Origin of the sequence: Persicimonas caeni, assembly GCF_006517175.1 — a bacterium.
Lineage (GTDB): Bacteria > Myxococcota_A > Bradymonadia > Bradymonadales > Bradymonadaceae > Persicimonas > Persicimonas caeni.
Map to the genome: position 1 here is coordinate 2,885,073 of NZ_CP041186.1, position 19,328 is coordinate 2,904,400.

General features: G+C 66.7%; 11 protein-coding genes. 6 read left to right on the forward strand and 5 right to left on the reverse strand.

Translation table 11 applies throughout. The features are described from left to right. Window positions 1-26 precede the first annotated feature (26 nt). Entirely contained in the window at window positions 27-1,268 is a 1,242-nt protein-coding gene (locus tag FIV42_RS10615; protein ID WP_141197658.1) for a Glu/Leu/Phe/Val family dehydrogenase, read from the reverse strand. Between the two features lie 162 nt (window positions 1,269-1,430). Between FIV42_RS10615 and xrtT the strand changes: the two genes are divergently transcribed. Together xrtT and FIV42_RS10625 are read left to right on the forward strand one after the other, a co-directional pair. After that, window positions 1,431-3,077, forward strand: coding sequence for an exosortase T (gene xrtT, locus FIV42_RS10620; RefSeq protein ID WP_168210550.1), 1,647 nt, complete (start codon window positions 1,431-1,433; stop codon window positions 3,075-3,077). A 22-nt stretch (window positions 3,078-3,099) separates the two neighbouring features. Then, window positions 3,100-5,373: a VIT domain-containing protein gene (locus FIV42_RS10625; RefSeq protein ID WP_141197660.1), complete on the forward strand. Its 2,274-nt coding sequence runs from the start codon at window positions 3,100-3,102 to the stop codon at window positions 5,371-5,373. 68 nt (window positions 5,374-5,441) lie between these two features. Here FIV42_RS10625 and FIV42_RS10630 read toward each other — a convergent pair whose 3' ends face one another. Beyond that, window positions 5,442-7,118, reverse strand: coding sequence for a hypothetical protein (locus FIV42_RS10630; RefSeq protein ID WP_141197661.1), 1,677 nt, complete (start codon window positions 7,116-7,118; stop codon window positions 5,442-5,444). 233 nt (window positions 7,119-7,351) lie between these two features. On the opposite strand from FIV42_RS10630, the gene FIV42_RS10635 reads away from it, so the two are divergent. Continuing rightward, window positions 7,352-7,795, forward strand: a complete 444-nt coding sequence (locus tag FIV42_RS10635; protein WP_141197662.1) for a hypothetical protein — start codon at window positions 7,352-7,354, stop codon at window positions 7,793-7,795. An 85-nt stretch (window positions 7,796-7,880) separates the two neighbouring features. Next, complete coding sequence (locus FIV42_RS10640) at window positions 7,881-9,866, forward strand: hypothetical protein (protein ID WP_141197663.1); 1,986 nt, start codon at window positions 7,881-7,883, stop codon at window positions 9,864-9,866. 937 nt (window positions 9,867-10,803) lie between these two features. Here FIV42_RS10640 and FIV42_RS10645 read toward each other — a convergent pair. The 3 genes from FIV42_RS10645 to FIV42_RS10655 all read right to left on the reverse strand — a co-directional run bounded on the left by FIV42_RS10645 (window position 10,804) and on the right by FIV42_RS10655 (window position 16,187). Further along, entirely contained in the window at window positions 10,804-12,876 is a 2,073-nt protein-coding gene (locus tag FIV42_RS10645; RefSeq protein WP_141197664.1) for a hypothetical protein, read from the reverse strand. A gap of 195 nt (window positions 12,877-13,071) precedes the next feature. Further along, window positions 13,072-14,640 carry an HAL/PAL/TAL family ammonia-lyase gene (locus FIV42_RS10650; RefSeq protein ID WP_168210551.1) on the reverse strand — a complete coding sequence of 523 codons (1,569 nt, stop codon included), beginning with the start codon at window positions 14,638-14,640 and terminating at the stop codon, window positions 13,072-13,074. After that, window positions 14,637-16,187, reverse strand: a complete 1,551-nt coding sequence (locus FIV42_RS10655; RefSeq protein WP_141197666.1) for a class I adenylate-forming enzyme family protein — start codon at window positions 16,185-16,187, stop codon at window positions 14,637-14,639. The genes FIV42_RS10650 and FIV42_RS10655 overlap by 4 nt, the downstream gene beginning before the upstream one ends. A gap of 189 nt (window positions 16,188-16,376) precedes the next feature. Between FIV42_RS10655 and FIV42_RS10660 the strand changes: the two genes are divergently transcribed. Both FIV42_RS10660 and FIV42_RS10665 read left to right on the forward strand, forming a co-directional pair. Further along, a complete protein-coding gene (locus FIV42_RS10660) occupies window positions 16,377-17,414 on the forward strand; it encodes a PAS domain-containing protein (protein ID WP_141197667.1) in 1,038 nt (345 codons plus the stop codon). A gap of 68 nt (window positions 17,415-17,482) precedes the next feature. Beyond that, window positions 17,483-19,327 carry a serine/threonine-protein kinase gene (locus tag FIV42_RS10665; protein WP_141197668.1) on the forward strand — a complete coding sequence of 615 codons (1,845 nt, stop codon included), beginning with the start codon at window positions 17,483-17,485 and terminating at the stop codon, window positions 19,325-19,327. Window position 19,328 lies beyond the last annotated feature (1 nt).

The window sequence follows — 19,328 nt, forward strand, 5'->3', positions numbered from 1 at the left end:
AGCGCGGCATGCCGCGCTCCTACTTACTACTTCGCCATAATCGCCTCATCGAGACGCTCGAGCGCCAGGGCGTAGGCCGCGACGCGTGGCGGAAGATCGCGGTCGTCCATCACGTCGAAGACCTCGTGGGTCGTGCGCAAGATGCGCCGTTCGAGGCGCTCGGCGACGGTGTCTTCGTCCCAGCGCTCGCCGGTGCGGTTTTGGCGCCATTCGAAGTAGCTGACGGTGACGCCGCCGGCGTTGACCAGGATGCCCGGGTAGATGGGGATGTCGTTGCCGGCGAGGATGTCGTCGGCGGCCGAGGTGATCGGGCCGTTGGCGACCTCGAAGATCATGTCGGCCTGGACTGTGTCGGCGTTGTCTTCGTCGATGGCGTCTTCGAGGGCGGCGGGGACGAGCACGTCGACGTCGAGGGCGAGCAAGTCGTCGTTGCCCATTTCTTCGCCGTCTCCTGCCTCGCCCACCGCGTCGACCGAGCGTTCGACGCGCTTCTTCTGCCAGATCTGTTCGACGTCGAGCCCCTCGGGGTGGTGCAGCGCGCCTTTGGAGTCGCTCACCGCGACCACCTTGTAGCCGTCGGCGGCGAGCATGCGGGCCAGGCCGCCGCCGGCCGAGCCGAAGCCTTGGATGGCGACGCTCGTCTCGTTGGGGTCGCGCCCGTCGCGCTCGATGACCGCGTTGATGATGTGGCGCGCGCCGCTGGCCGTGGCCGTGTCGCGGCCCTTCGAGCCGCCGAGGGCCAAGGGCTTTCCGGTGAATGACTCGGGGGTATTCTCGCGCTTGATGCGGCTGAACTCGTCGGCCATCCAGCCCATGACGGTGGCGTCGGTGTAGACGTCCGGGGCGGGGATGTCGACGCGGGGGCCGATGACGTCGGCGATGGCGCTGATATACCCGCGGCTCAATCGCTCGAGCTCGCAGCGCGACAGCTCGCTGGCGTCGACGGCCACCCCGCCCTTGGCCCCACCGAAGGGCAGGTCGTTGAGCGCGCACTTGAAGGTCATCCAGAAGGCCAGCCGAATCACCTCCTCCATGTCGACGTCCGGGTGGTAGCGGATCCCCCCTTTGGCCGGGCCGCGCGAGTCGTCGTAGCGCACCCGAAACCCCTCGAAGACACGTAAATCCCCGTTGTCCATGCGCACCGGCACCGACACCTCCAGGGCGAGCCTGGGAGCGCAAAGGATGCGACGGGCGTCGGGGCTCAGGTCGACGTGCTGACAGGCGGCGTCGAGGCGAGCGCTGGCGTCTTCGAGTCTCTCGTGGGGCATCGTTTGTCCTCCTGCACATTTTCTGCACAAGCTCTCCAAGGTTTCACCACACCCTGAACATCACCACTGCAAGGCCGGTGGCCATCCTTCGAAGCGGATGATGGAAGAGCCCATGCTTCGCTTACTCGGCTTCGCTGATTCGGCTTCGATTAGATGGATAGGATGCGTAACCACCCTGCACAGAATCACAACCGGCCATGGCTCGTCGGCGCGATCGTCGCGCTCGGCGCGCTCGTGCTGGCCGTCGAGCCGGTGCTGTGGCTCGTCGAGACGTGGACGACGCCGGCCTACGACAGCCCGGGCGGCTGGATCTTTGCGCTGGTGGCCGGGCTGTTTGGATGGAGCGTGTCGAGCCGACAGACCGCACATGCCTTAACTCAGCAAGCCTCGACGCAGCACGCCTGGTGGCTGCTCGCCGGCACGGCCGTGCTTCGGCTGGTCGGCCAGGTGCTGGCCATCAACGTGCTCGGGGCGTTGGCGCTGGCGGTCGACGTGTACGCCGTGGGCGTGTTGTGTAGGCTGGGCCGACGCGAGCGGGCCGTGTCGCCGTTTTGGCTGGCGGTGCTCTTTGCCTTCTCGCTGCCCGTCGAGCGAATCTTCCAACGCGTTATCGGCTACGGTCTGCAGCACGTGTCCGCCGCCGGCTCGTGCAGCCTGCTCAGCACGGTCTTCGACGACGTGACCTGCGCCGGGGTCAACATCACCCTGGCCGGCCAGCCCGTGCTCGTCGACCTGCCCTGCTCGGGCGCTCGCGGGCTGGTGCTCTTGTCGGTCTTGTTCTGCGGCTTGGCCGCGCTGGCGCGCCCTAATCTTCGCCAAGCACTCGTCGGCATCGGCCTGGCGGTGGTCTCGGCGCTGGTGGCCAACTCGGTGCGCATCGCGTCGCTGGCGGTGGGGATCGCGTTTCCCGAGGCGGTCGGCGTCGACGTGATGGCCCAGCCCTGGCACGACATCGCCGGCCTGGCGGCGTTGGGGTTTGGGGTGATGCCGTTGGTGTGGTGGGCGAACCTCATACGTACGCCTCGCCACCCCTCCCCGAGCGGGCAGGTGCCGAGCATCGTTTGCGAGGCGGAGGGGGCGTCGAAGGACGAGGAGCCTCTTTCTGCCCCCTCCGACGGCATGGCGATCGCCTTCTTGGCCTGCGCCCTCGCCATCATCTTCGCCCCGCAAAAGCCCGTCGACGTGGCCCAGCGCCTCGACCCCATCGCCCTGCCCTCGACACTGGGCGGCCACCCCGCCGCGCGCCAGTCGCTGAGCGACCTCGAACAAGACTACTTCACCCGCTTTGGCGGCGCGGCCGCCAAGGCGAGCTACGGGCCGCATACGCTGCTGGTGGTGCGCACGAGCGCGCCGCTTCGCCACCTGCACGCCCCCGACGAGTGCCTGTCGGGCGCAGGCTTCCGTGTCGAAACCGCCGGTATCAGCGGCCACGCGCTGCCCGGGGCGACCTACCGAGCGACCGCCCCCGACGGCAGCGAGTGGCGAGTCGTCGTCACCTACGTCTCCGACTCCGGCGACGTCGCCACGAGCGTGTCGGAGGCCGTGTGGCGCTGGATGCGAGACACCGACTCGACCTGGACCGCCATCGAGCGCATCCACCCGGCCCACGCGCCCCTGGCCGAAGCCGAAGCGTTCGACCACGCCGTGGCGAGAGCGTTCGATTTGAATCGACCTTCTGCACTGCGAGACGGAGCCGATTGGGTTGGTGCCGATCAATCCCCCGGGGCTCGCCCCGGGGCTGCACCGGCGAGAGCTCCGCTGGGGGCAAGCCCCCGCTCCGCGACATCCCCCAAACCCCTAAATCCCTAAACCCCTAAACCCCTAACACCCCATGAGCATCAAACCTCAGAAAGCAATCGCCTACGCCCTCGCTGGCATCTTCGGCATCATCTGCTCCATTGTGACGATCGGCATCCTGTTCTCGAATTTCTCGCAGGACGTGACCGACATCTCCAACCGGGCGGCCGACAACGCCAGGCGCTACGTGCACGACCAGAGCCGGCGCGAGCTCGACCGGCAGCGCACCGACAGCTCGCCGCAAGTCCGCCGCGTCGAGCCGACGACTGAGAGGCGGCCGGGGGCGCTCGACCGGTTCCCCGACCACGGCGGCCAGATGGTGGCGACCACGCCCGACGGCCGAAAGCTGGCGCTGCCGACGGTCAAATCGGACTATAAGGTTGATATCCGCGGGGACCTGGCGACGGTGACCGTCGAGCAGCGCTTCGAGAACCCCGGCGAGGTGCCGCTCAACGCGACGTACCAGTTTCCGATGGCCGAGGAGGCGGCGGTCTACGAGATGATCATGCGAGTGGGCGACGAGCGCATCCGCGCCGATATCCAGAAGAAAGAGGAGGCCAAGAAGACCTTCGAGAAGGCCAAATCGGAGGGCAAGTCGGCGGCGCTCTTGGAGCAGCACCGGCCCAACCTGTTCACCCAACAGGTTGCCAACCTGATGCCGGGGATGCCGGTCGACGTCACGCTGCGCTATGTGCAGACGGTCGACAAGATCGACGGGCGCTATCAGGTGGTGGTGCCGCTGGTGGTCGGCCCGCGCTTCAACCCGGGCGACATGTCGAAGAACTTTCTGGTGGAGTCGGAGGGCGCGGGGAGCTCGAACGACGCGCAGGCCAACGACCTGCCCACCGCCCCGCCGGTCAGCGAGCTCGACGCGCCCGAGACGATCGACCCCGAGCGCGTCTCGCTGGAGGTCCGCATCGACGGCGGCGTGCCCATCCAGTCGGTCGAGAGCCCCACGCACGTCCTGGAGGTGAGCGAGCTCAACCCGCGCGACTGGCAGGTGGGCCTGGCCGAAGGGCGCACCATCGCCAACAAGCATTTCGTGCTCGACTACGGCCTCGAGGGCCAGGAGACCGACGCCGGGGTGCTGTCGTACTGGAACGAGGAGTTCAACGAGGGGTACTTCAGCGTGCTGGTCGAGCCGCCGGCCGAGCCCGCCGACGAGGATATCGTCAAGCGCGAGATGGTCTTCGTGCTCGACTGCTCCGGCTCGATGCACGGCCAGCCGATGGACGCCTCCAAAGCGTATATGCGCTTTGCGCTCAAAAACCTGCGGCCCACCGACCACTTTCGCATCATTCGCTTCAGCGACTCGGCCACCGAGTACTCCCGCGAGCCCAAGCTGGCGACCGACGCCAATATCGAGGAGGCGATCGCGTACGTGAACGACCTGAGCGGCTACGGCGGCACGATGATGACCTCGGGCATCCGACAAGCCCTCGAGGTGCCCGTGCCCGACGACACGGTGCGCTTAGTGACCTTTTTGACCGACGGCTATATCGGCAACGAATACGAGATCATCCGCCTGGTGGGCGACAAGCTTGGCAGCGCGAGGCTCTTTGCCATGGGCGTGGGCAGCGGCGTGAACCGCTTTTTGCTCGACGAGATGGGCAAGATGGGGCGCGGCTTTACCAAGTACCTCGACCCGACGAAGGACGTCGAAGCTCAGGCCCGCGAGCTGGCCACGCGCCTGCAGACGCCGGTGCTCACCGACATCCGCATCGACTGGGGTGAGCTGGGGCCGCGCGAGCAGACGCCCGAGAAGATCCCGGATCTGTTCGCCGGCCAATCGGTCAGGGTGATGGGCCGCTACGCGACGCCGGGGACCTACGACATCGAGGTTCAGGGCAAGTCGGGCACCCGCGAGGTGACCATCCCGCTGCAGGTCGAGCTCGCCGAGGAGCCCTCCGATGGCAAGTCGGTCGAGCTCGTGTGGGCGCAGCGCACCATCGACGAGTACATGCACACGCTCACCACGCCCAACCGACTGCGGCGCACCGAGCTGACCGACGAGCAGATCAAAGAGATCGTGACCAATATGGGCCTCGACTACTCGCTCGTGACCCAATGGACGTCGTTCGTGGCGGTCAGCGAGAAGGTGGTCAACCCGAACCCGGCGGGCGCCGCCGACGGGCAGGTGCCCGAGGCGCAGGCCGACGGCGTGACCCGCAAAGGCTACGGCCAGCGCGCCTCGTCGACGCCGCAATTCGGCGCGGCGACCGCCCACGGCACGCCCGAGCCGACCACCATCGGCGGGCTACTGCTGGCGATGCTGGCCGGTGCTTTCGGGCTGCGAAGGAAGGACTAGGAGGCAGCGCTTCCAGCGCTGGGAGCGCGCCCTTTTGGAGGCAGCGCTTCCAGCGCTGGAAAAGCCGTTTACGGCACAAAAACCACCCCACGCTGGTCACGCGGAGGCGTCCCGCCGGCGATCGAGAAAGCGTAGGGCTGGGCAAACCCGAGCCACTCGACCTGCAGCAGCCCACCGAGCCGGTATGCGCCCCGGTCGGCCTCGCCGCCGCTCACGTCGGTGAGGTCGACGTCGGCTTGCCACCACGACCGCTGTGTGCGGGGCAGCGGGGCGACGTCCTTGTTCAGGTACTCCTCAGTCGTTCGATACAGGTAGGCGCCGCCGGTCGCGCAGGCCAGACGCTCGTAGTCGGCGACGGGGCCGAGGCGGCCGTCCTCGTTGCGTTGGGGCATGCAATAGGTCTCCGAGGGCGCATTCGACGGCTCGCCGACCGCGGAGGCGTAGCCGCGCGGCGTGCGGCACGTCTCGTAGTTTTTACACTCGTCGTCGGAGGTGCAGGGGTCCTGGCCCTGGTGGTACGTCGGGTCGTCTCGATACGCATCTGCTTCGTCGCGCATCGGGTCGAAGTGGACGACGAAGACTCGAACACCAACGCTGGTCGCTGCCTGGATGACGTCGTCGATGCCCACCGCGTCGTTGCCGCGCATGTCGTCCGGGCCGTCGACGACCAGCACGAGCGTCTTCTGGGCGTCGGCGGGCTCGGCGACGCCGGCCTGCGACAGCGCGGTGTCGGTGTAGTCGTTCTCGAGCAGCGAGACTGCTGCCTCGTAGACGTTGGCGCGCGAGGGCCCTGCCTGCTCCTGCTCGTAGCTGTCGACGGCGTCGTCTGCGAAGCCCGAACCGGCGGCCACCCAATCGGGCTGACTATGCGCTCGCGGCGCGGTGTCAGCGGCGTTGAACGACCAGAGGCCGAAATAGCTCTGTTGGCCGTCCATCATGGCCAGTCGAGCCACGGCCTGCCAACTCCCCATGGTGTCCTCGACGGCATCGAAGAGCCGGTCGTTCGGGTCGGTCGCCACGGCCGAGTCGCGCAAGTCGACCGGCCCGGCGTCGGTCGTGCCGTCGCCGTCGGCGTCATAGGCGTCGGTGGTGCCGGCCAACCGGACGCCGTCGAGGCTGTGCGCGTCCTCGACGAGCATGCCGAAGACCTGCGCGCCAGCGGGCTGCGCCAAAAACTCCACCGAGTCCGGCTGCGTGCCGACCGCGAGCGTGGCGTCGCGGTAGCAGCGTCGGAGCGCGGCATCTTCTTCGAGGTCATACGCCGGCGCAAAGCCACAGCTAAATCCATCGGCACAATCGGCGTCACTCTCGCAAGCGAGGTCGGCCGACGCGAACAGCGCGCCGCGGTCCAGCGTCAGGTTCTCGGGCTGCAAGTCGAGCGGCTCGCCGCCGACCCAATCGCCCTCGGCGATGGGCTGTGCGTTCATATCGGTGAGCACGAATCGAAGCGTCGTCTCTCCCGAGCCCGCCCCGCACGCCTCCTGCGACGCCGAGAACGCGGCCGTCTCGATCGGCCCGATGTTGCTCTGCTCGTCGAGCCGGCACTCGCCGCCCCCCGAGCCCGAAGACGCGCAACGAAGTCCCACACCACAATCGGCCTGTGTCTGGCACGCCTCCCCCACCCCCTCGGGTCCTTCCCTCAGCGGCGGCTCATCTCCGCCACCAGAACCGCACGCGGCCAGGCTCATCGCCACACCGAACACGGCGAGTACGTGCCACGAAGAACGCTTTTGCGAACACATCATCATTTGATTTCCCCACGAGTGATTTCGAGTTGGATTCGGCTCACCGTAGAGCAATCGAGTACGCAGGGCAAACGGGTCGATTGGCCTCTCGTTGCCCCCTTCGACAAGCCCCACATCTCCTGCTAATCTCACCTCACTTTCGCAGTAGTATCAGTTTCCCCGACATCTTGGGCGGGGGGTATCGATAAGGACGCGCCGCCATGGGTGCGTCGTATCTACGAGATGGAGGTGACATGACCTTTCTACGACACCGCGCATACCTGATGGCGCTGTGTGTCTGCCTGTTGCTCGGAGCGGCCTGCTCCGACGATCCCGACGAGAGTCCCGGCGAGCTGGTCGACAGCGGCCAAGACGTGGGCGCCGACACGGCTGATGTGGGCGTCGACGCCGACGTCGCGCCGCAGCCCGACACGGGCCCAGACGCCGACCCGGATCCAGACACGGGACCAGACGCCGACACCGGACCAGACACAGACACCGGACCAGACGCCGACACGGGCACGGCCACCGGCCTGCGCCTGGAGGGCACGCTTGTGCCCAACGGCGGGCTGTCGATGAGCCGCAGCTTCACGCTGTCGGGCCGGTTGAGCCCGGGCATGCCCACGCAGAAGAGTACGAGCGCGAGCTTTGCGCTCGAGCTGACACCGGCGACAGGCAAGACGGACGATGCGAATTGAATGGCGTGCGAGACCATCCCTGCTCTCGTCGCCTTCGGTGCGAGTGCATCCCTGCTCTCGCCGTGACAAATAGGAGAAATGACAGATGAATGGACGATATCAAGCAGCACTGCTGACCATGCTCTTGTGCCTTGGCCTGTCGGCCACGGCCTTCGCCCAGGTCCCCGCCACGATGACCTACCACGGCAAGCTGACCGACGGCGCCGGCCAACCGGTCGACACCACCGTCGGGGCGACCTTCCATATCTACGACGCCGCAACCGGCGGCAGTGAAGTATGGTCAGAAGAGTTTTCCACAGTCGATGTGAACAACGGCAGCTTCACCGTCCAGCTCGGCGCCAACCAGGCGCTCGACAACGTGTTCGACGGCAGCGCCTACTGGCTCGAGATCTCCGTCGACGGCGAGACGCTCAGCCCCAGGACGCCCATCGAGTCGGTGCCGTACGCGCTGCGCGCCGACAAGGCCAACAAGGCCGACGACGCGGACACGCTCGGCGGCCAGACCGCCTCTGACATCACCGCGGCCGCCCCCTCGACTGCCGCCGACCTCGCCTACGACAACACCCAGAGTGGGCTGACCGGCTCGGACGTGCAGGCCGCCCTCGACGAGCTCGCCCAGCTTCGCGCACGGGTCGACGCGCTCGAGGCGAGCATGCAGGATTCGAGCGGCAACGCGGTGACGCTGGCCGACCTAGACGCGCGAATTGCGGCGAACGCGGGTGATATTTCGACGAATGCCGGCGACATTTCGTCGCTTCAGACGAACGTGTCGACGAACACGAGCGACATCTCCTCGCTGCAGTCCAGCGTGTCGACGAACACGAGCGATATCTCCTCGCTCCAAACCAACCTGTCGTCGCTGGAAACCACCGTCTCGGGCAACACGACCGATATCTCCTCGCTGCAGTCCAGCGTGTCGGCCAACGCCACTGATATTTCCTCGCTGCAGTCCAGCGTCTCCGGAAACACGAGCGATATTGCGACGCTGCAAACCACCGTGTCGGGCAACTCCAGCGACATCGCCTCGTTGCAGGCCGACGTGGCGAACAACGGGAACGCAATCTCGACGAATTACTCGACCATCGCCGCCAACCAGACCGACATTGCGGCCAACGCCAACGATATCTCGACCAACGCCTCGGCCATCGCGACGAATAGCTCGGCCATCGCCACCAGCCAGACCGATATCGCGGCCAACGCCTCGGCCATCGCGACGAATGGCTCGGCCATCGCCGCCAACCAGACCGATATCGCGGCCAACGCCAGCGATATCTCGACCAATGCTTCGGCCATTGCGACGAATGGCTCGGCCATCGCCACCAACCAGACCGATATTTCGAACAACGAATCGAATATCCAGGCCAACTTCACCGCCATCAGCGCGCTCGAGACGCTGACTCAGGATATGAGTCGCACCACCATCAACGGTCAGCCGTCGGTAGCGTTTACCGGGGTGAATGTGCATGTGCGCAACGGATTGGGCGCGACGGATGGTGATACCGGCAATGGCCCGCAGGTCAACGGAGTGGGCAATTTGGTCGTGGGGTATGATGAGGCGCGGTCCACGAATAGCGACAAGAGTGGGTCGCACAACGTCGTGATCGGCGACGACCACAACTACACCAGCTACGCCAGCCTCGTCAGTGGCCTCCGGCACAAAGCTACTGCGAAATACTCCACCGTAATTGGCGGCCTTAATAACCATGCGTCCGGCGACTACGCTTTCATCGGAGGGGGGTACAACCACAGCGCGTCCGGCACCGCCGCAGTGGTCGTCGGAGGGAACGATAGCAAGGCATTGGGCAGCTCGTCCACGGTCGTGGGAGGTTTCGTCAACACGGCGCACAGTTCAAATTCCACGGTCAGCGGGGGCGACCATAATAATGCGAACGGCTTTATATCCACAATCAGCGGTGGGGCGTATAACACTACATCGGGCCGCGCCTCCTCAGTCAGCGGCGGCAGATCCAACACCGCCTCGGGCGACCACTCCTCGGTCAGTGGCGGCAACGGCCGCAGCGCGGGCGGGCCCTACGACTGGCGAGCCGGGGGAATCTGGGAGACCGAGTAATCCGCCCCCCCGTGAACGTGCACGTGCACCTGAACGTGAACGGCAGTTAACTCTGCAATACGCACGACAACGACAAAGGGCCTCGAGTCGCGCTGATGAGCACGATTCGAGGCCCTTTTGCGTTCGTGTGCTCATTGCTGCCCGAAAGGCCGTTTACGTGCACGTGCACGGGAACGTTGACGACTCCGACTTCGACGTCGAGACAGCTCACACCGCCGCCGACATCACCGCGGATGCCCCTGCACCCGCCGCGCCGTCACTCGGTCGCGGTGTGAACGACCACGCCCCCTTCGCGTAGCAACCCGAGCGTGGCGCGAACGACCATACACCCTTCCCATTACGACACGACCGTCACGCTGAACGGCATCGGGTCCTCCCGCGCGGGATTCGACCGCGAGTCAAAGGACCATGGGTCCTTCGGCGTCGCGGTCGGGTTGCGTGCAAAAGGACCATGGGTCCTTCCGCGCGGCGGCCGGGTTGCGATTAGAAGGACCATGCGTCCTTCCGCTTGCGAGCGAGTTGTGTGGAAAAGGACCACGGGTCCTTCAGTGCGGCGGCCCGGTTGCGTGCAGAAGGACCCTAGGTCCTTCAGTGCGGCGGTGGGATTGTGATCGAAAGGACGCTGGGTCCTTCCGCGTGCGGTCGAGTTGCGTACAGAAGGACCCGGGGTCCTTCGGCGCGGCGGTCGGGTTGCGTGCAAAAGGACCGTGGGTCCTTCGGTGCGGCGGTCGGGTCGCGATTGGGAGGACCCTGGGTCCTTCGGTGCGGCGGTCGGGTTGCGTGCGAAAGGACCCTGGGTCCTTCGGCGCCGCGCGGGCGGCTTGCGATTGGACGGCAAAGGGCCTCCTCGGTCCCTCTCCTTGGTCCTCTCCTCCCTGCGCTTCGCTTCGGGGGAGAGGAAAATGTCGTGTGGGTGTGATTTTGTGGTGGCTCGAGGCTACATATACGCCAAGCCCAGCCCGATCATGATCCAGTGCCCGCCCACGAAATTCTCCCCGAAGAAGCTCGCGTCGGTGCCGTAGAACACCAGCGGCAGTCGATAGCCCAGCGAGAACTCCAGGGGCAGCTTCGTCCACCCTTCCGGCAGCGCGGTCATGCTCACCTGCGGGGCGAGCCCCGTAAAGAAGGCGACGTCGGAGTCGAGGCCGCGCAGCCCGGCGAAGTACTCGGTGCGCGCGTCGATCAGAAAGCGCGCCGACCAGCGCCAGTGAAAGCCGTAGGAGTAGTCGAGGATGAACTGGTTGAGCTGGGCGTCGCCGATGGTCGAGCGGAGGCCCATGCGGTGGCTGGTGAGCCAGTTGGCGCGGTCGTCGAGTTCGCTCAAGAGCGTCAGGTGCAGGCCGTATTGGGCGGCGGCGCCGGTGGCTTCGACGCCCAGGTCGAAGGTGAGCGCCTGGTAGCCGAACGACGGCGGGGGCACCGGGATGGAGCCGTGGTGCATGCGGCCGACGACTTGGCCGGAGCTGTCGTTTTGGCCGGCGACGAGCGTCGGGCGAGCGGGCAAGGTGCGGCAGACGAAGGCTTCGAGGGAGCCGTCTTGCGGGCAGGAGGTGCGGGCCAGAGTCTTGGGCTCATTGGGGGCGTCGTACAATGTGCCGCCCAGGGCCCAATCGACCAGGCTGGCGGTGCTCGTGGCCACGAGCAGGCCGCGTTGGTGCTGGATGAGGCAGGTGGAGACGAGCTCGGGCGGGGTCTTTGGGGCCGACAGGTCGTCCCAGTTGCAGTCGACGGCCTTGTCGACCTGCACCGGGCCGAGCATGTACTGGTCGCCGAAGGCCACGAAGGGGTACTCGCCTGTGCGCGTCTGGAAGAGCGCGACGACGCCGTCGCGGTTGTCGGCGTGGTGGTCGTAGCGCACCTCGCCCAGCTCCTCTTTGGAGCGGATGGTGCGCATGTGGCCGCCGGCGAGGCCGTCTTGCAGGTAGTGCAGCCCGGTGCCCTCCATGACGAGTGAGGTGGTGGCCACGGCGACGCGGTCGAGGAGCAAACCGGCCTCATCGGGCGACTCTTTCATCTCGGTCAAGAGCTTATCGACCGGGGCGACGAGCTTCTTGTCGGCGCGGGCGTGCCACTCGACCAGCCGCCGGCGGATCGCCTCGCGCATGACCGCGCAACCCTGCTTCGCGCGCTCCTCTTTGGACAGCTCGTCCCACTCGATCTCGTCGAAGCCGGCCATGTCGTCGGCCAGATCGTCGAGCTGGTCATCGTCGAAGTCGATGACGTCCTCGCACGTCTTCTTGCCCACCGACACCGCCGCCGAATGGAAGCCGAGCCACGAGCTGAAGGCCTGGTCGCCAAAATGCGAGTGATTGCGCAAGACCAGGTCGAGGTAGTGTGGGTTGTCGAAGCTGTAGGCGCCGGCCGGGTCGGTCGGCCCCTGCGGAATGGGCGCGCGCACCACCGGGCTGAGCAGGTCGGTGGGGATCGCTTCGAGATCGTCCTTCTCGTCGGTGCGTGTGAGAAAGGTCGAGATATCGTGCTCGACGCGGTTCCACGGCACCAGGTTATCGGTCTCGCAGGCGTCCTCGGCCACGTCGCCGATCACTCCGCCGGCGTCGTCGGGCTCGCCTGTGAGCCACAGCCACGCCTCGTAGGTGAGCCCGTCGGCGCCGATGCGGCTCAGCCCGCGGATGGGGCCGTATTTGGACATGTGGTCGGGCAGCGCGGCGTAGTCGCCCAGGCTCGCGGCGAGGTCGCCGCTTTGGTGCGGCGGCGCCTCGAGCCGGTTCAAGCCCGACTCGAGCTGCTTGTAGCCGTCGTCGCAGTAGGGCTTGTCCCACTTCTCGGGACACGCCAGCGCCAGCGCCAGGTAACGGGCCAGCGTCTCGTTGGAGGTGTCGCCCTCTTGGATGTGCGCGCCCAGGCGTGTCTGCGCCTCCAGGCAGGCGCGGTCGGTGAAGTAGGTGTGCTCGATATAGTCGTAGGCGTGCGTCGTTGAGGCGCTGAGAACGACGAGGGCGAAGGCGAGGCCGGCGAGGGCGCCGTTGGCGAATCGGTGCGGCGAAGACATCTGCGTGATCACGTCGTGGAGAGACGGAATGAATGACGGTTCACAGATACGTGAACTCGTGAGCAATGTCGAGAATGGGTGATGTCTACTGGAGTCGTGATCGTGATCGTGATCGTGATCGGTTGTTGTCATTCGAGGGGGTGAAACAGCCGATCACGATCACGACGACGATCACGATCACGACGACGATCACGATCACGGGATCGTGGGCGTTGTTTTGAGTGCCTTTGCGAGGGACTGGATCTCGGCCGACAGTGACCGGTCTTCATCTACGAAGGCGCTGCGCGCCCTCACCCAATGAGCTATATTTTGTGAGCTCTCGCAGAAGTCGTCCCTCTCGAACCCTCCCACCAATTCGAAGCCCTGCACGAGCACCATCGCCTCGATGGCGAGTACTTCGTAGAGCCGTTCGAGCAGCTGCGAGGCGCGCAGCGCGGAAATGGTGCCCATGGTGACGACGTCTTGGTTGTTGGCGTTGGTGGGCACCGACTGGATGGAGGCGGGCGACGACTTGGTGCGCATCTCGGCGATGAGGGCGCTGGCGGTGACCTGCGCGCCCATAAAGCCGCTGTTCAGCCCGGTGTGGTTGCCCTGCATGAAGGCGGGCAGGCCGCCGTTGAGCGTGGGGTCGGTGACGCGGGCGACGGCGCGCTCGGCGTGCACGGCGAGCTTGATGATGGCGTTGGACAGCGCGTCGGAGGCAAACGAGATGTGCTGGCCGTAGAAGTTGCCGCCGTGGACGACGCGGCCGTTTTCGACGTCGAAGACGGGGTTGTCGGTCACCGAGTCGAGCTCGCGGGCGACGGTCTGGCCGTGGAAGTCGAGGGTGTCGAGTACGGCGCCGAAGAGCTGCGGGATACAGCGCAGCGTGTAGGCGTCCTGGGGCAGATCGCGGCCGTGGTCGACGGGGCCGTCGCCAGCCAGATCGAGGCGCGCGGGCTCGTCGGGGATGGGCTGGAGGCGCGCGCTCGACGCGGAGAGCGCCATCAAGCGCTCGTGGACGCTCCCCTGGCCGGGGTGCGGGCGCAGCCTGCCGAGCAGCGGGTCCCACGCCTCGCGCCGGCCTTCGAGCAGCTCGGCGTAGAGGACGGCCAGGCGCAGGGCGAGGTCGAAGGCCCTGTCGGTGTCGGTTTGATTGACCAGCGCGAGGCCGGTCATCGCCGAGGTGCCGTTGACGAGTCCCAGCCCTTCTTTATGGGCGATGTCGAGCGGCTCGAGGCCGACCTCGTCGAAGACCTCGGCCGCCGGACGGCGTTGGCCGTCGTACATGACGTCGGCCTCGCCCAAGAGCGCCAGGGCCATGTGGGCCAGCGGAGTCAGGTCGCCGCTGGCGCCGACGGTGCCGAGCGAGGGGATCACCGGCAAAATGTCGTGCTCGAGGCAGTCGAGGATGAGCTCGACGGCCCGCGGCCGCACCGCCGAGGCGCCGCGCGACAGGCTCACCGCCCGAGCGAACATCAGAGCGCGCACGTAGACCGGGGCGAAGGGCTCTCCGACGCCGGTGGCCAGGTGGTAGATCAGCTTGCGCTGCAGCTCGGCGGACTGGGCGGGGTCGATATATTGGGTCGCCAGCGGCCCGTAGCCGGTGGTCACGCCGTAGACGCGGCGTTTTTCGGCGACCATGCGGTCGAGCAGCTCGCGCGAGGCGAGCATGCGTTCGCGTGCGGCGGGGCTCAGCTCGACGCGGCGGCGGCCGCGAACGACGTCGATGGCTTGTTGGACGGTGACGGAGTGATGCGGGTCGAGTGCGAGCGCTCGGCTCATACAGCTTCCTCGAAGGTGCCGATATCGGGCAACGAGCGCAGCTCGTCGCGAAGAACTTTGCCGGCGCCGTTTCGGGGCAATTCGTCGACCACGAAGAGACGCCGGGGACATTTGTACCGCGCCAGAGACTGGGAACAAAACGCCACGATGGCCTCCAGCGAGATTTCGTCGCCCGCATCGTCTTCTTCGGGGACCACGGCGCAGCAGACCTGCTCGCCCCAGAAGTCGTCGTCGACGCCGAAGACGGCCGCTTCGGCGACGCCCGGCATCTGCCCGAGGACGCGCTCGACCTCGGCCGGGTACACGTTTTCGCCGCCGGTGATGATCATGTCGCGGCGCCGGCCGACGATCGTGTAGCGGCCGTCTGCGTCCTGCCGGGCGATGTCGCCGCTGTGGAACCACCCGCAGCGAAGAGCGCGGGCGGTCGCCTGCGGGTTTCGCCAGTAGCCCTTCATGACGTTCGGGCCGCGCAGGATGAGCTCGCCGGCCTCGCCGGGCGCGACGTCGCGCCCCTCGTCGTCGACGATGCGCACGTCGACGAACTCGCCGGGAACGCCCACCGAACCGGCGTGCTCGACGGCGTCGCGTGGGCCGAGCAACGTGGCCATCGGCCCCGCTTCGGTCATGCCGTAGCCCTGCATGAGCGTCACGTCGTGCTCGGCCCACGCCCGGATAAGTTCGGGCGGGCACGGCGCACCGCCGACGACGCCGCCTTTGAATTTCCCCATGGATTGGGCCAAGCCACTGTCAGCCTCCGCCTTGGAAAGACTGTCGAGCAAAGCCCGCCACATCGTGGGGACCATGAACGCGCAGGTCGCGCCGGAGTCTCGGATGTGGGCGAGCGCCAGGTCGGGCTGGAAGCTCGGCACTAAAATGCTCGTGCCCCCGGCGAGCAGCAGCGGCCAGGTGAGCACGTTCAGCCCGGCGACGTGGAACATCGGGGCGGCTGCGTAGTTGATGTCGTCGGCTCCGAAGGGCAACTCCTGCAGGAATTGGGCGTGATTCCACAGCAGGTTGGCGTGGGTGTGCACGGCGCCGCGCGGGGTGCCTGTGCTTCCGCTGGTGTAGACGATGAGCGCCGGAGTCTCGGGGCCCGCCGGGGCATCCGTGGGCGACGCCAATGTATCGGCCACCATGTGGGTGACGGAATCGTCGAGTGGGACGTCGGCGTCGATCAGCATCACGGCGCTCGACAGCGCCGCCTCGAAGGCGAGCGTGGCGGTGCGCATCTCGTAGAACATCACGGCCGGGTCGGCATCCTCGATGACCGCGGCCAGCTCGACGGGGGCCAGCCGGTGGTTGAGCGGGACGAAGACCGCGCCGCGTAGCGCGCACGCGGCCTGCAGGGTGACCAGCGCGATGCGGTTGGGCATGAGCGCTGCGACGCGGTCGCCCGCGCCGATGTCGAGCCCGGCGAGTTGGGCGGCGCGTGTCTTCGTCATTCGCCACAGCTCGGCGTAGGTGACCTGACGCTCCGGCTCGATGAGCGCGATCTTGTCGGGGCGTGTGTGGGCGTGGTGTTTGAGCCAGTCGCTGCTGAGGAGCATGGGTGGGTAGGGGGTTGGGGTTTGGGGGCCTATGGCCTTGGTCTTGGATTAGATGCGGTGGGGGTGGGGGGAGTTACATGGGTGGGTTCGCGTGGGGCGAAGGAAAAATTCGCGTGTAACGCATTGTGGTGGCGTTGCATCTGAGGAATGCACTGCATCTAAGGCGACACGCTGCATATCGGAGTTCGTATGACGCATTACAAAAAGCCCGACCTCGAGCCTGCCATCCTGGAGGCTTGCCTCGACCAGCTTCCCATCGGCGCGATCCTCGTCGACGACGAGGGTGTCATCAAGCGGTTCAATCGCTACGAGGAGCAGCTTTCGGGGCGGTCGCGCGAGAAGGTCATCGGGCGCTCGTTCTTCTCCGATGTGGCGCCGTGCACCAACGATATCGAGCTGGGCGCCCGCTTTCGGGAGGGGATCGAAGACGGAAACCTCGACATCGATATCGAGTTCAGCTTTCCGTACCCGTACAACCGCGTGGCCCGCGACGTGCGCATCCGGGCGACCTCGGTGCACGGCCAAGAGGACCATATCAACCTGGTCCTCATCGAGGAGATCACCAGCCGGCGCGAGCTCGAGCGTAACAACCAGACGATGATGGCGAGCCTGCGGGCAATGATCGGCGCCGACGCGGTCGGGGACGCCGACGAGCGGAAACCGGCCGCCACGGTGACCCGCCAGAAGGCAGTGTGCCTGCTGGCAGACTTGTCGAGCTATGCGTCCGTGGCTCGCGAGGTGGCGCCCGACGAGCTGTTCGGCCTGCTCGATGGGCGCATTCGTCGCGCCGTGGCCGCCATCCACCGCTACGGCGGACATATCGACGAGATCACCGGCGAGGCGGTGCGGGCCTACTTCGTCATCGAGGAGCGTGAGGAGGTGCACAACCAAGCCTTCTTCAACGCCCTTCGGGCCGCGCGCGACATCACCGGAGAGCGAGGCGACGCCGAGTTCGAGCTGCCCTTCCGGGTGGGCATCGCCAGCGGCGAAGTCATCCAGGGGCAGCTGGGACGCGACGAGTTCTCCCAAAAGGCGACGGTGGGGGCGGCCTTTACCGCCGCCAGTCGCCTCGCCTCATTGGCCGGCGAGGCGCAGACGATGATGGCCGCCGACGTCGAGGAGCGCGTGCGTGAGTCGGTGGGCACCAGCGAGGTGCCGCGCATGCCCATTGTGGGCCTCGATGAAGTCTGGCCGGTCTATCGCCTCGAGCGAGTCGACCTTCCCTGAAGTTTCGCGCGGGCAACACGCCGCCGGCTACCTTTTTCGAGCACCAGTCTCGAGCACAAGGCTTGAAAGTGAGCACGCAAACGCGAACAACGACGACCATCGAACCGGGCGCGACGTTGATGGGGCGCTACGTCATCGAGGGCTGTCTGGGGAGCGGAGGCATGGGCAAGGTGTACCTGGCCCGCCAGCACCCGTTCGACCGCAAAGTCGTCATCAAGGTCATGCACGATCGGCACGTGGCCAACGACCAGTTGCGCCAGCGCTTTTTCAACGAGGCGCAGGCGGCAAGCCAGCTGTCGCACCCCAACACGATCACGGTCTACGACTTCGGTGAGGCCGACGACGGCATGCACTTCATCGTCATGGAGTACGTCGACGGGCGCTCGCTGCTCGAAGAGCTCAACGACAACGGGCCGATGTCGGTGGCGCGTGCGGTCCCGCTGGTCGTGCAGGTCGCCCAGAGCTTGGGCGAGGCGCACCGAAAGGGGATCATCCACCGCGACCTGAAGCTCGAGAATATCATGATCTCGGCGGTCGGCTCGGGCGACGAGTTCGCCAAGGTGCTCGACTTCGGGATCGCCAAGCTCACCGAGAAGAAGGTGGGGCTGACCCAGACGGGCTCGGTGTTCGGCACGCCGGGGTATATGCCGCCCGAGCAGGCCAACGGAAACGACAAGATCGACGCCACCGCCGATCTGTACGCGCTGACTTGCTGCCTGTACGAGTTGCTCACAGGCCGGCTGCCGTTCGAGGGGGAGTCGGCGTTGGCGGTCCTGATGAAGCATCAGACCGACCCGCCTCCCAGTCTGCCCGACCATCTGCCGCGGCGCCTCGACGCGTTCATCAAGCGCGGCATGGCCAAGCAGCCGCGCCATCGGCCCCAGAGCGCCGACGAGTATATCGCCGGGCTGCTCGCCTGTTTCGTCGACCGCGACAAAGCCGCCGGTCGGCGCAGGCCGCGCGAATCGTCGTCGTCGCACCCGAACATCGCGAGTGCGCAGACCAATGAAGGTACGCCACCGGGACCGAAGACCACCCGCCGAAAGGCGTCGGATGTGCACTCGCGGCCGACGATGCAGTCGCCGGTGCCCCAGCAGAAGCTCGATCGCGCCGCGATGGACGACCTGGGTCGAGCCAAGACGGCCTCGGGCGAGCACGACAGTATGTCGCCCAGGTTGCCGACGCCCCAGCCGAGTCCGAGTACCCCGGTGCCGCGTCTCGAGAAGAGGGAGCTGACAGGTGAGCCGACGCACGAGACGGGCCGAGACGTGTCCGAATCGCGCCCGGGCACTGGCGCTCGACCTGGCGAGCCGACCGACACGCGCGTCCCTCTAAGCTGGGTGGTCGCCGGCGGGTCGGTGCTCGTCGCTACCGGCGCTCTTCTCTTTGCCTTCAACAGCGCCCCCGAGCCCGCCCGCCCCTCCGCCAGCGCGGCAGCGACGAAGACGCCCGCCAAAGTCGAGCTGACCGTGGTGAGCGAGCCCGAGCGCGCCAGCATCTTCGCCGACGGCCAGCGCGTGGGGATCACCCCGGCAACGCTGAGCTTCGACGACGGCGAGACTGTCGACCTGCGCATCGAAAAGAGAGGGTTCCGCCCCGAGACGTTCGATGACTACAGAGTCGGCACCGCCGCCGACGGAAAGCTCGTGGTGCCGCTGGAGGCGGCCACGATCACCGTCACGGTGACCTCCCCGGATGCCGACGGCGAAGTGCTCGTCAACGGTGAATCGTTCGGAAGTCTGTTGGCGGGAGCGAGCCGTCGACTCGAGGTGAGCTGGCCGAAAGACGCGTTGGAGGTGCGCATTCGCTACGCCGACCGCGCTGACTACGTCGAGCGCATCCCCGCAGGGGCGATCTCGACCGACGTCGAAATCGCCCCTGCGGCCGATGAAGCGCTGGGGGCGAAGAAGTAGC

Excerpts from the sequence above, each read along its gene's own strand:
- FIV42_RS10640 (WP_141197663.1), top strand. The coding sequence starts at position 7,881 with ATGAATGGACGATATCAAGCAGCACTGCTGACCATGCTCTTGTGCCTT.
- FIV42_RS10615 (WP_141197658.1), bottom strand. The coding sequence starts at position 1,268 with ATGCCCCACGAGAGACTCGAAGACGCCAGCGCTCGCCTCGACGCCGCC.
- xrtT (WP_168210550.1), top strand. The coding sequence starts at position 1,431 with ATGCGTAACCACCCTGCACAGAATCACAACCGGCCATGGCTCGTCGGC.
- FIV42_RS10655 (WP_141197666.1), bottom strand. The coding sequence starts at position 16,187 with ATGCTCCTCAGCAGCGACTGGCTCAAACACCACGCCCACACACGCCCC.
- FIV42_RS10645 (WP_141197664.1), bottom strand. The coding sequence starts at position 12,876 with ATGTCTTCGCCGCACCGATTCGCCAACGGCGCCCTCGCCGGCCTCGCC.
- FIV42_RS10635 (WP_141197662.1), top strand. The coding sequence starts at position 7,352 with ATGACCTTTCTACGACACCGCGCATACCTGATGGCGCTGTGTGTCTGC.
- FIV42_RS10660 (WP_141197667.1), top strand. The coding sequence starts at position 16,377 with ATGACGCATTACAAAAAGCCCGACCTCGAGCCTGCCATCCTGGAGGCT.
- FIV42_RS10630 (WP_141197661.1), bottom strand. The coding sequence starts at position 7,118 with ATGATGTGTTCGCAAAAGCGTTCTTCGTGGCACGTACTCGCCGTGTTC.
- FIV42_RS10650 (WP_168210551.1), bottom strand. The coding sequence starts at position 14,640 with ATGAGCCGAGCGCTCGCACTCGACCCGCATCACTCCGTCACCGTCCAA.
- FIV42_RS10625 (WP_141197660.1), top strand. The coding sequence starts at position 3,100 with ATGAGCATCAAACCTCAGAAAGCAATCGCCTACGCCCTCGCTGGCATC.